We start from the raw sequence: 12,251 nt of genomic DNA, 5'->3' as shown, positions 1-12,251 counted from the left end.
CGGAACCGCCCCGGTGCCGCCGCGATTCAGCGGTGGTACCGGGGCGGATTCGTTTCGGCGGAACGTCGTGTCTCAGCGGCGCCAGGGCAGATCCGCGCCCGTACCCTCCGGCTGGAGCCCTTCCGCCATCACCCGCATGATCTCGCCGAGCTGCCCGACCTGCTCGGGGCTGAGCCGGTCGAAGATCGCCTGGCGTACGGCGGCGACATGGCCCGGCGCCGACTTCTCCAGGACATCGTTTCCCTGGTCCGTCAGGAACGCGTTCTGTCCGCGCTTGTCGGAGGGGCAGTCCTCGCGCCGCACCCAGCCGTGCTGCTCCAGCCGCGCGATCGCGTGCGACAGCCGCGACCTGGTGATTTTGGCGTCCTTGGCCAGCTGGGTCATCCGCATCCGGCGCCGGGGAGCGCGCGCGAGATGCACGAGCAGCGCGTAGTAGATATGCGGCATCCCGGAGTCGCGCTGGAGCTGGCGGTCGAGATGGTCCTCCAGCAGCGTGGTGGCCTGGAGATACGCCTGCCAGACGCGCTGCTCCTCGTCGCTGAGCCAGCGCGGCTCCCCGCCCGTACCGGCGCCGCTGCCGGTGGATGCCATGGTCATGTATTCCACTCTACCCATTCTTGAAAGTTAAACTAGATCTGGTTAGGGTGAGAAGTGAATGCTTGAGGGTTCAAATAGAAGGGTCCGGGGACACAGGCGGATCGGTCCACGGACACAGGCAGATCGACAGACCGGGAGTCGCCATGAACGCCGTCGCGGAGCGCATGCCCGCCCTCTATCTCTCCCATGGGGCCCCGCCCCTGGCCGATGACCCGGTCTGGCCCGGCGAACTGGCCGCCTGGTCCGCGACGCTGCCCCGCCCCAAGGCGATCCTGATGGTCTCCGCGCACTGGGAAGAGGCCCCGCTCGCGCTCGGCGCGACCGAGGCCGTGCCGCTGGTGTACGACTTCTGGGGCTTCCCCGAGCACTACTACGCGGTGCGGTACGCGGCGCCGGGGGCGCCCGAGCTGGCCGACTCCGTACGGAAGCTGCTGCGCGGCGCCGGGACGCCGGTGCAGGACGTGCCGGACCGCGGGCTCGATCATGGCGCGTATGTGCCCCTGGTGGAGATGTTCCCGGAGGCCGACATTCCGGTGCTCCAGGTCTCCATGCCCACGCTCGACCCGCGGAAGCTGCTGGAGATCGGGCGCAAGCTGGCACCCCTGAGGGACGAGGGCGTACTGATCGTCGGCAGCGGCTTCTTCACCCACAACCTGGCCGCGCTGCGGCACACGGGCGGCGGGGTGCCCGGCTGGTCGGCGGAGTTCGACGACTGGGGTACGAGGGCGCTGCGGGCGCGCGATGTCGATGCCCTGCTCGACTTCGAGCACAAGGCCCCGGCCGGCCGGCTGGCCCACCCCCGTACTGAGCACTTCGCGCCACTCTTCGTGACGCTGGGTGCGTCGGAGGGTGAGCTGGAGAGCTGCCGGAGCGTGATCGACGGCTTCTGGATGGGCCTGGCGAAGAGGTCGGTGCAGTTCGGCTGACGAGCGGGCCGGCCCACGGGCTGACCAAAGCCTGAGCAACCAAAGACGGGCGCGAGTCGTCTTCAGGAATGTGGGCTACAGGAAGTGGGCCACCGGAATACGGGACGACGGGGTTCCGGTCCGTGACCCCGCTCTGACCTGCACTTCTGGCCCTCCCGGCAGCACCTTCCGACCCATCGCGGCGGAACAGGGTACTGCATGATCACAAAATCCATGTACGGCATGGGAATTCTGTCCGGATTCCAGTCGTTGTTTCCTTCGGATGCAGGGTACCCGGGAGGGTGCCGCGACCTACTCAGTTCAGTAAGGGAGCTCGCATGGCAACCCGTGCCGTCGCCCGTCGTACCGCCTCTGGCGGGACGAAAGCGGCAAGCAGTGTTCGCGCCGTAGGCGGGGAGATCGCCGACCGCGACCTGGTCGGCATGTACCTCGACGAGATCGCGCGTACGCCGCTGCTCGACGCCGCAAAGGAAGTCGAGCTGTCCCAGACCATCGAGGCCGGAGTCTACGCCCGGCAGATCCTCGACGGCGAGGTGAAGAGCGAGGCGGGTGGTGCCTCGCACGAAGAGCTTGAGGCGCTGGTCGCCGCGGGCGAGCGTGCGAAGGATGTCTTCATCCGCTCGAACCTCCGCCTGGTGGTCGCCGTGGCGCGGCGTTACCCGCGCAGCGGTCTGCCCCTGCTGGACCTGATCCAGGAGGGCAATGCCGGCCTGGTGCGTGCCGTGGAGAAATTCGACTACGCCAAGGGCTTCAAGTTCTCGACGTACGCGACGTGGTGGATCCGCCAGGCCATCACGCGTTCCATAGCGGACCAGTCCCGGACGATCCGGCTGCCGGTCCATCTGGTGGAGGAGCTGGGCAGGATCCGGCGCGTTCAGCGGGAGTTCAACCGCGAGAACGGACGGGATCCGGAGCCCGAAGAGGTCGCCGCCGAGCTGGGGTCGAACCCGGCGCGGGTCAACGACGTACTGGACTGGGCGCGTGACCCGGTCAGTCTGAACATGTCGGTGGACGACGACGGGGACACGCAGTTCGGTGATCTGCTGGAGGACACCTCCGCGGTATCGCCCGAGCAGTCCGTGCTGACGCTGCTCCGCAGTGAGGAGCTGGAGGACCTGATCGGCAAGCTCGACCAGCGCACGGCCTCGATCATCAAGATGCGGTACGGCATCGAGGACGGCCGCGAGCGGACGCTCACCGAGGTCGGCAAGCAGCACGGCCTGACGCGCGAGCGGATACGGCAGATCGAGAAGCACGCGCTGTTGGAGCTGAAAAAGATGGCTCGTGACACAGGTTTCGACGCGGCGGCGTGACGTCGCCGTTCTGTAGCCGTAGTGTCCCCCTTACTCGTACTGTCTCTCCGAGCGGTTCTTCGAGCCGTTCTTCGAGCGGTACGTACGGGCCGACGCGTCGGCCCCCGAGAACGAGCCCCGGCACCAACCCCCCCCAGGTGCCGGGGCTCACCTCTGTCCGGGGTGTGTCCGAGTCTGTCCGGGGTGTGTCCGAGAGGGCTTTTACGATGCCGCTCCCGGGACGGCCGCCCGCGTGAGCCTCGCCCCCAGCTCCCGCAGGTAGTCCGTCAGCCGCTCCGGCCGGTGCGCCGTGAACTCGCAGTCCACCAGCGCCAGTCGCAGCGCCAGCCACTCCAGCGAGTCGTTCACCGAGGTGCGCAGCCGACAGGAGTCCGGGCCGGTGGGTTCGGGCGCGCCGAGATGGGCCGGGAGCCGCGCCGCCACAAACGGCGCGGGCGCCAGGAAGCTCACATCCACCTCCATCGACGGCTTCATCCGGGACATCGACCGGCGCAGGAACTTCGCCGCGTCCCCGGCGGGCAGCTCGCGGGGCCGGAACCGCGCGCCGGTGGCGAAGGGCTCGCTGACCCGGTCGACCCGGAACGTACGCCAGTCCTCGCGCCCGAGGTCGTACGCCACCAGATACCAGCGCCGGCCGGTGGAGACGAGACGGTACGGCTCGACCTGCCGCTTCGTCTCCGTACCGTCGCCCGAGCGGTAGCCAAACCGCAGCCGCTCGGTGCCGGTGACCGCCGAGGCCATCACTGTCAGGGTGCGCGGATCGATGGTGGCGCCGTCGCCCTGGGCGAGCGGGATCGTCGCGGCCTGGAGTGTGGAGACGCGGTGCCGCAGCCGGGAGGGCAGCACCTGCTCCAGCTTGGCGAGCGCCCGTACGGAGGCCTCCTCGACGCCCTCGATGGCATGGCCCGCCCCGGCGCGCAGCCCCACGGCGATGGCGACGGCCTCCTCGTCGTCCAGGAGCAGCGGCGGCATGGCAGCGCCCGCGACCAGCCGGTAGCCGCCCACCGCGCCCATGGTGGCCTCGACGGGGTAGCCGAGGGCGCGCAGCCGGTCGATGTCGCGGCGGATCGTGCGCGGGCTGACGTCGAGGCGCTCGGCCAGCTCACTGCCCGGCCACTCGCGCGGAGTCTGGAGGAGGGAGAGCAGACTGAGGAGCCGTGCCGGGGTGTCGGTCATGCGATCCATGGTGCGCGCCATCTAGGACATGGTCTGGCCTAGATGGTCTCTAGCTTCTTCCGCATGAGTTCTTCGCCCACGTCGCCACCGTCTTCTCCGCCCTTCTCGTCATCATCTTCGTCATCATCTTCGGCCGTTCTGGACAAGGCGTCCGCGTCCGGCGCCGACTCCGGTCCCGGTGCTTCGGGCAGCGACCCGGCCACCGGCGGTACGGTCTCCGCGCCCGGTGACGCGCCTGGCGACCGGCGTCGGTGGCTGGCCCTGGCCGTCGTCATGACCGCCGCGTTCATGGACCTGGTCGATGTCACGATCGTCAATATCGCCATCCCGAGCATCGAACGGGATCTGGGCGCCACCTTCGGGGCCATCCAGTGGATCACCGCCGGATACGCCCTCGCCTTCGCCGCCGGACTGATCACAGGCGGTCGGCTCGGTGACATATACGGCCGCAAGCGGCTCTTCCTGATCGGTATCACCGGCTTCACGATCGCCTCCGCGCTCTGCGGCTTCGCCGCGAACCCGGGGATGCTGGCCGGCTCACGGCTGCTCCAGGGCGCGATGGCGGCGATGATGGTGCCGCAGGTGCTCGCGATCATCCATGTCACCTTCCCCGCGCACGAACGCGGCAAGGTCTTCGGGATGTTCGGCGCGATCGTCGGCCTCGGCGCTGTCTCGGGACCGCTGCTCGGCGCGCTGCTGACGCAGTGGAACATCGCCGGGCTGGAGTGGCGGCCCATCTTCCTGATCAATCTGCCGGTCGGGATCGCGGGCGTCCTGCTCGGCCGGAAGTTCATCACCGAGTCCAAGGCCCCCAAGGCGCTCCGGCTCGACCTTGTCGGCATGGTGCTGGTGACCGCCGCCCTGCTGATGCTGATCTACCCGCTCACGCGCGGGCGCGAGCTGGGCTGGCCGCTGTGGGGGCATCTGTGCATGGCGGGCAGCCTGCTGGTGTTCGCGGGCTTCGTGGCGTACGAGAAGTGGAAGACGCGCAAGGACGGTTCGCCGCTCGTCGAGCTGTCGCTGTTCAAGGTGAAGAGCTTCGCCGCGGGTATCGCCGTGCAGCTGACCTTCGGGGTCGCTCTGGGCATCTTCTTCCTGGTCTGGACGCTCTATATGCAGGTCGGTCTCGGCTGGAGCCCGCTGCGGGCGGGGCTCACGGGCGTGCCGTTCTCGGTCGCGGTCTCGGTGGCGGCGGGGCTGTCCGTACAGAAGCTGGTGCCGCGCTTCGGCCGGAAGGTGCTCCAGACCGGCGCGCTGACGATGGCCGCGGGGTTGCTGCTCTACATCTGGGAGGCCGGGCGGTACGGAACGGAGATCCACGCCTGGCAGATGGCGCTGCCGCTGACGGTGATGGGGCTCGGCATGGGCCTGATCGTCGCGCCGCTGACGGACGCGGTGCTGTCCGGGGTGCCGCGCGAGCACTCGGGCTCGGCGTCCGGTCTGATCAGCACCACGCAGCAGATGGGCAGCGCGCTGGGGCTCGGGCTGGTGTCGGTGGTGTTCTTCGGTGTGGTCGACGACCGCGTCAGTGGGTCCTCGGCGGTCGGCCCGTCGGCGGTCGGCACGGCCTTCGTGGACGGATTCCAGCACGCGCTGTGGTGGGTGGTGGCGGTGCTCGTGGTGATCTTCGCGGTGATGTTCGCGCTGCCGGCCCGGCCGAAGCAGCATGTGGAGGAGTCTGCGGTGGAGGCCGTGGAGGCCGCTCGGACGTAGCGGCCGTTCGCAGACGGAGACCCGCACCGGGCAGGCGCCAGGGTGCGGGTCTCCGTCGTTCGCGTACCGCCTCGGCCGGACAGGGCCCAGGACAGGCCTGGCTGAACACAACTCACGTCTCCTGCGTATGAAGGCCCGTACCGCGTAGCGCATTTCGTCTGCTGCCGACGAGCGGACTCCGTTCCCCACAGGAGGTCACGAGTTGAGCCACAAACGCATACCCAAGCGGAAGATCGTCTTCGCCGGGGGCGGTGCCGCCGCTGTCGTGGCGGCCGCGATTCTGCTGCCCCAGGCCAATGCCTCGCAGGGCGGATCCGATCCCTCACCGGCCCCCGCGCCCAAGACGCTGAGCGCCTTATCGGCGGGGGACCTCGCCTCGCGGATCGCCGAGCGGCTGGGCCCGGCCTTCGCCGGTGCCTACTACGACACGGACAAGCGACAGGTCACCGTCAATGTCGTCGGCGACGACAACGACGCGCGAGCCGAGGCCGCCAGGGCCGGGGCCGTGGTGCGGAGCGTCAAGAACAGCACGGCCCAACTGAAGTCCGCCGCACTGACCTTGCAGCGGCAGGCCACCATTCCGGGCACCGCGTGGGCCGTCGATCCGAGGACCAACCAGATCCAGGTCACGGCGGACCGCACTGTCACCGGCGACAAGTGGGACCGGATCGAGTCCACGGTCGAGTCGCTGGGCGCGGACACGGCCCGTATCAAGAAGTCCGCCGGGGTGTTCAAGACGGTCGCCGCGGGCGGTGACGCCATCTTCGGCGGCGGCGCGCGCTGCTCGCTCGGCTTCAACGTCGTCGACGGGAACGGCGCGCCCGGCTTCCTCACCGCCGGCCACTGCGGAGTCGCCGCCGCCGAGTGGTCGGACGCCGCGGGCGGGGCGCCGGTGGGCACCGTGCAGCAGGCGACCTTCCCGGGCGACGGCGACTTCGCGTTCGTCAGTTACGACGACGCCACCACCGAGGCCCCGAGCACGGTCGACACGGGCGACGGACAGACCGTGGAGATCACCGGGGCCGCCGAGGCCACGGTGGGCCAGGCGGTGATCCGTATGGGCAGCACCACAGGGCTGAACGACGGCTCGGTCACCGGCCTCGACGCCACCGTCAACTACGCGGAGGGTACGGTCACCGGCCTGATCCAGACCGACGTCTGCGCGGAGCCGGGCGACAGCGGCGGCCCGCTCTTCACCGCGGACGGCAGCGCCATCGGTCTGACCTCCGGCGGCAGCGGCGACTGCACCGTCGGCGGCGAGACCTTCTTCCAGCCGGTGACCACCGCGCTGGCCGCGGCCGGCGCCCAGATCGGCGACGGAAGCGTCGGGAACGACGGCGGTGCCGTTGGGAATGACGGCGGTGCGGCCGGGAATGACGGTGGTGCGGCCGGGGACGGCGGCGGCGAGGCCGTCGGGAATGACGGCGGTGCCGTGGGGAACGACGCCGGTGAAGGGGCCGTCGGCTACGGCGAAAGCAGCCCCAGCGAGAACGGCTGACGCCCGACTCTGTCCGTACCGTGCCCGGATCTGTTTACTTTCTGGAAATCTGGGCGTAGCGTGTCGCCGAAACCACAGGTTCGGGCACGGAATGGACGTAAAACCACATGTACGCACCGGAGCGCCAGCAGGAGATCCTGCGCCTCGCCCGCGAGGGCGGTCGCGTCGATGTGCTGTCGCTGGCCGAGGAGTTCCAGGTCACCGCCGAGACCGTACGGCGTGACCTCAAGGCCCTGGACAGGGCCGGGCTCGTACGGCGTGTGCACGGTGGGGCCATACCGGCCGGGCGGCTCGACTTCGAGCCGGACCTCGCGGAGCGTGAGTCCACCGCCGCCGACGAGAAGGACCGTATCGCGCACGCGGCGCTCGCCGAGCTGCCGCAGAACGGCAGCGTGATCCTGGACGCCGGTTCGACCGTGGCGCGGCTCGCGGCGGCGCTGCCGCTGGAGTGCGGGCTCACCGTCGTCACCCACGCGCTGCCCGTCGCCGCCCGCCTCGCCGATCATCCGGGCATCGACCTCCATCTCGTCGGCGGCAGGGTGCGGCACCGTACCCGCGCCGCCGTCGACGCCTGGGCCCTGCGCGCGTACGGCGAGATCCGCGCCGATGTCGTCTTCCTCGGCACGAACGGGTTCTCACCGGACGGCGGTCTCACCACCCCGGACCTCGCCGAAGCCGCGGTCAAGCGCGCGCTCGTCGGCGCCGCCCGGCGGGTGGTGCTGCTCGCCGACTCCGCCAAGCACGGCCAGGAGCACTTCGCCCGCTTCGGCGCTCTCGCCGATGTCGACCTGCTCATCACCGACAGCGGGCTCAGCCCTTCGTACGCGGCGGCGGTAGAGGCCGCCGGCACCGAAGTGCTGTGCGTCTAGGAGAGCGCCGCATGATTCTCACCATCACCCCGAACCCGAGCCTGGACCGTACGTACGAGGTCCCGGCCCTCGACCGAGGCGAAGTGCTGCGGGCCACGGCCGAGCGCATGGACCCCGGCGGCAAGGGGGTCAATGTCTCGCGGGCCGTCGCCGCGGCGGCCCGGCGTACGGTCGCCGTACTGCCGCTCGGCGGTGCGCCCGGCGCGCTCGTCGCCGAACTGCTCGCGGGGCAGGGCATCGAGGTCGCGCCGGTGCCGGTCGCGGGCGCGACCCGTTCCAACATCGCGCTCGCCGAGCCGGACGGCACCCTGACGAAGATCAACGCGCCGGGTCCCGAACTGACGGCCGCCGAGTCGGAGTCGCTGCTCTCCACGATCCGTACGCACGCGGGCGCGGCCGCCTGGATCGCCTGCTGCGGCAGTCTGCCGCGCGGCCTGGCGCCCGAGTGGTACGCCGAGCTGGTCGCCCGCGCGCACCGCGCAGGGGCCAGGATCGCGCTCGACACCTCGGGCCCCTCGCTGCTGGCCGCCCTCCGGGAACGGCCGGACGTCGTGAAGCCGAACGCCGAAGAGCTGGCCCAGGCCGTCGGCCGCCCCCTGGCGACGGTGGGCGACGCGGTCAAGGCCGCTGAGGAGCTGCGGACGTACGGCGCCGGGTCCGTGCTCGCCAGCCTCGGCGCGGACGGCCAGCTGCTGGTCTCGGGCACGGGAACGTACTTCGGTTCCGCCGCCGTCGCCGCGGTCCGCAGTAACGTCGGTGCGGGCGACGCCTCGCTGGCCGGGTTCCTGGCGGCGGGCGGCGAAGGCCCCGCGGCCCTCGCGTCCGCCGTCGCGCACGGCGCGGCGGCGGTGCAGCTGCCGGGCAGCGTGATGCCGTCGCCCGCGGACCTGGACCCGTCGGCGGTCACGGTGACCGCCGACGTCCCGCTGGACCGCCCTCTCACGGAGCCCGCCTCATGACCCCGTCCCCTGCCCCCTGGCGCCCCGCCACCCCGGCGCATCTCCCTCCCCCTGCCCCTCCTTTTCCTGCCTCTTCTCCCACTCACCTGACCCGCGCGATAAGCGAGCGAAGGAGCCCGCGATGAGCGACATGATCACCGCGGACCTGGTCGACCTCGACCTGGCCGCCGAGACGAAGGAAGCCGCGGCCCGCTCGCTGGCCGAACGGATGGTGACCCTGGGCCGGGTCACCGACCTGGACGGCTTCCTGGCCGATGTGGCCGCGCGCGAGGCGCAGATGCCGACCGGGCTCGACGGCGGTATCGGTATCCCGCACTGCCGCAGCGCCCATGTCAGCGAACCCACGCTGGCCTTCGGCCGCTCGGCGCGGGGGATCGATTTCGGAGCCCCGGACGGTCCGGCGGATCTGATCTTCCTGATCGCGGCCCCGGCCGGTGCCGACGACGCCCATCTGACGATCCTCTCCGCCCTGGCGCGGCGCCTGATGAACGAGGACTTCACAACGTCGCTGCGTACGGCGACGGACGCGACCGCGGCGGCATCGTTGATCCGCGGCGAGGAAGCCGCGCAGCCCGAGCCGCAGCCGGAGCCCGCCGCGTCTGCCGGGCCCGCCGTGCCGGCCGAGCCGGAGGCGCCTGCGGAGGAGTCCCCGGCCGCTGAGGAGTCCCCGGCTATACCCCCGGTGGCCGAGGAGCCCGAGGAGCCGGCGAAGCCCGCAGACCGCGTCTTCCGGATCGTCGCCGTCACCTCCTGCCCCACCGGGATCGCCCACACCTATATGGCCGCCGAAGCGCTGGAACAGGCCGGACAGCAGGCGGGCGTCGAGGTGGTCGTCGAGCCGCAGGGATCCGCCGGGTTCAACCGGCTCGACCCCGCCGTCATCGCCGCCGCCGACGCCGTGATCTTCGCGCACGATGTGCCGGTACGGGAGAAGGAGCGGTTCGCCGGGAAGCCCACCGTCGACGTCGGCGTCAAGGCGGGCATCAACCGGCCCGCCGAGCTGATCAGCGAGGTGCGCGGCAAGGCGGAACGCGGCGAGATCACCGGTACGGCGAGCGCCCACGCCTCACCCGTGGACAACGCGGGCGAACCGGGCGAGGGCTACGGCACCAAGCTGCGCAAGTGGCTGATGTCCGGCGTGAGTTACATGGTCCCGTTCGTGGCAGCGGGCGGTCTTCTCATCGCCCTCGGCTTCGCCATCGGCGGCTACACCATCAACAAGGCCCCTTCCGTCGCCGAGCACTTCATCTGGACGGACCACACCAGCTGGGCCGCCCTGCTCTTCCAGGTCGGCGGCCTGGCGTTCAGCTTCCTGGTGCCGGTCCTCGCGGGCTATATCGCGTACGGGATGGCCGACCGCCCCGGTCTGGTGCCCGGCTTCGTCGGCGGCTCCATCGCCCTCACCATCAACGCGGGCTTCCTGGGCGGCCTGGCCGCCGGTCTGATCGCCGGTGGCACGGTGATGGCCATACAGAAGCTGCGAGTCCCCGCCCCACTGCGCGGCATCATGCCCGTCGTCGTGATCCCGCTGATCTCCTCGGCGATCGTCGGCTTCCTGATGTTCCTGGTGGTCGGGAAACCCATCGCCTCGCTCCAGAAGGCGCTGACCGACTGGCTGTCCGGCCTCTCCGGCGCCAACGCGATCATCCTCGGTGTCATTCTCGGCCTGATGATGTGCTTCGACCTGGGCGGTCCGCTGAACAAGGTCGCCTACGCCTTCGCGGTCGGCGGCCTCGCCAACCCCAACGAGGGCAGCCTCAAGGTCATGGCCGCCGTGATGGCCGCCGGTATGGTCCCGCCGCTCGCCATGGCGCTGGCCACGACCGTACGCGGCAGGCTGTTCACCCGTACCGAACGGGAGAACGGCAAGGCCGCCTGGGTGCTCGGCGCCTCCTTCATCACCGAGGGCGCGATCCCCTTCGCGGCCGCCGACCCGCTGCGGGTGATTCCGTCCGCGATGGCGGGCGGCGCGGTCACCGGCGGGCTGTCGATGCTCTTCGAGTGCACGCTGCGGGCCCCGCACGGCGGCATCTTCGTGATCCCGCTGATCGGCAACCCGTTCCTCTACCTGATCGCGATCGCGGCGGGTACGGCGGTGAGCGCCGGGCTGGTCATCCTGCTCAAGGGAGCCCGTAAGACGGGCCGCCCGGACCAGGCGGCGGAGGCCGGAACCACCGGTGGCGGCATCACCGGTGACGGGGGAGCCGGCGCGGACGCCAAGGTACCGGTGGCCGTCTGAGCCGGGCCCTTGTGGTCGTACGCCGTCCACCCTGACGGCCGTACGACCCACCCCGTCCCTCCCTCACCTCATGTCATCGCACCTGCGCGCGGAGCTCCATGGCTTCGCGCGCGAGGTGTTCCGTCTCGTACACCTCGCACATATGACGGCCGTCCGGAGTCGCCGTGTGCTCCACCTCCCACAGGCTTGTCTCGCTGCCGTCGATCAGCAGGAACGCGTGCTCGTAGAGCATGAACCCGGCGTCCTTGCCCTCGACCTGGCACTGTCTGCCGAAGACCTGCGTGATGTGGTGCGCGAACGCCGTCCGCAGCAGCCGCGCGGTCTGCTCGCCCGGCCGGTCGGCGTTCTCGGCCCGGCGCAGCACCCGGCGGGCATGGTCCGGGGAGTTGTCCGGCGAGTACATCCGGTGCCGCGGAACCGGGGTCGAGGGCATGGCGCGCAGACCGCGGAGCAGGGCGAGATGCGCGTCGATCTCGGCCGTGCGCTCGGACTCCAGCTCCGCGAGCAGACCCGCCGCGACATCGTCCATGGGCGGCCCGTCGGGATCGCGCGCCACCTCCGGGCCCGCTGACCCGTCGTCGGAGAGCCGCGCGGCCTCGGGGCTGCCGGGACGGCAGAGACGGGCCGCGGCGAGCTGCGCCTCGGACTCCTCCGCGTACAGCTCGTGCGACCGCGCGTCGTCCCGGCCGGTGTTGTGCACCAGCTCCCAGAGACTGAGCGCGCTGCCGTCCATGAGCAGATACGTGTGTCGATACGTCTCGCGGTGCAGCCCAGCACTGTGGTGCGCGGAGCACAGCGAGCTGGCGTGCGCCAGCGCATGGCCGAGTTGCTCGACCAACGCGTCCGGCAGGTCGAAGGAGTTGAGTGCCCGACCCAGGAGTCGCTCGAGGTGCGTCTCGGTTGTCTCGTAGGGATCGTTCAAGATGGGTCTCCAGGCCGTCGCCACATGTCACTTGGTGAT

Annotated in this window: 10 protein-coding genes; 7 read left to right on the top strand and 3 right to left on the bottom strand. The window is 70.7% G+C overall.

Annotated elements, in window-relative coordinates; translation table 11 throughout:
* Nucleotides 1-72: 72 nt before the first annotated feature.
* A complete protein-coding gene (locus IF11_RS0110375) occupies nt 73-606 on the bottom strand; it encodes a MarR family winged helix-turn-helix transcriptional regulator (protein WP_030351215.1) in 534 nt (177 codons plus the stop codon).
* A gap of 134 nt (nt 607-740) precedes the next feature.
* Here IF11_RS0110375 and IF11_RS0110370 point away from each other — a divergent pair, with 134 nt between their 5' ends.
* Both IF11_RS0110370 and IF11_RS0110365 read left to right on the top strand, forming a co-directional pair.
* A complete protein-coding gene (locus IF11_RS0110370; RefSeq protein ID WP_030351214.1) occupies nt 741-1,523 on the top strand; it encodes a dioxygenase family protein in 783 nt (260 codons plus the stop codon).
* A gap of 317 nt (nt 1,524-1,840) precedes the next feature.
* The gene (locus IF11_RS0110365; RefSeq protein ID WP_030351213.1) at nt 1,841-2,836 is read left to right on the top strand and encodes a sigma-70 family RNA polymerase sigma factor; all 996 of its coding nucleotides are present in this window, start codon (nt 1,841-1,843) and stop codon (nt 2,834-2,836) included.
* A gap of 201 nt (nt 2,837-3,037) precedes the next feature.
* Here the strand turns inward: IF11_RS0110365 and IF11_RS0110360 are convergent, their stop codons facing one another.
* On the bottom strand, nt 3,038-4,012 hold the full coding sequence (locus tag IF11_RS0110360) for a helix-turn-helix transcriptional regulator (RefSeq protein ID WP_030351212.1): 975 nt from the start codon (nt 4,010-4,012) through the stop codon (nt 3,038-3,040).
* 273 nt (nt 4,013-4,285) lie between these two features.
* Here IF11_RS0110360 and IF11_RS0110355 point away from each other — a divergent pair, with 273 nt between their 5' ends.
* From IF11_RS0110355 to IF11_RS0110335, 5 genes are all read left to right on the top strand, one after another.
* The gene (locus tag IF11_RS0110355) at nt 4,286-5,725 is read left to right on the top strand and encodes an MFS transporter (protein WP_051745752.1); all 1,440 of its coding nucleotides are present in this window, start codon (nt 4,286-4,288) and stop codon (nt 5,723-5,725) included.
* Between the two features lie 202 nt (nt 5,726-5,927).
* Nucleotides 5,928-7,223: a S1 family peptidase gene (locus tag IF11_RS0110350; RefSeq protein WP_030351210.1), complete on the top strand. Its 1,296-nt coding sequence runs from the start codon at nt 5,928-5,930 to the stop codon at nt 7,221-7,223.
* Between the two features lie 107 nt (nt 7,224-7,330).
* On the top strand, nt 7,331-8,092 hold the full coding sequence (locus IF11_RS0110345; protein WP_030351209.1) for a DeoR/GlpR family DNA-binding transcription regulator: 762 nt from the start codon (nt 7,331-7,333) through the stop codon (nt 8,090-8,092).
* Between the two features lie 11 nt (nt 8,093-8,103).
* Complete coding sequence (gene pfkB / locus IF11_RS0110340) at nt 8,104-9,051, top strand: 1-phosphofructokinase (RefSeq protein ID WP_030351208.1); 948 nt, start codon at nt 8,104-8,106, stop codon at nt 9,049-9,051.
* Between the two features lie 121 nt (nt 9,052-9,172).
* A complete protein-coding gene (locus tag IF11_RS0110335) occupies nt 9,173-11,290 on the top strand; it encodes a PTS fructose transporter subunit IIABC (protein ID WP_030351207.1) in 2,118 nt (705 codons plus the stop codon).
* Between the two features lie 73 nt (nt 11,291-11,363).
* Here IF11_RS0110335 and IF11_RS0110330 read toward each other — a convergent pair whose 3' ends face one another.
* Entirely contained in the window at nt 11,364-12,212 is an 849-nt protein-coding gene (locus tag IF11_RS0110330) for a DUF6227 family protein (RefSeq protein ID WP_030351206.1), read from the bottom strand.
* Between the last annotated feature and the right edge of the window lie 39 nt (nt 12,213-12,251).

This window comes from Streptomyces scopuliridis RB72, from assembly GCF_000718095.1.
Classification (GTDB): domain Bacteria; phylum Actinomycetota; class Actinomycetes; order Streptomycetales; family Streptomycetaceae; genus Streptomyces; species Streptomyces scopuliridis.
Note: the sequence above shows the minus strand (reverse complement) of the source record. Positions and strands in the feature narration are given on the sequence as shown.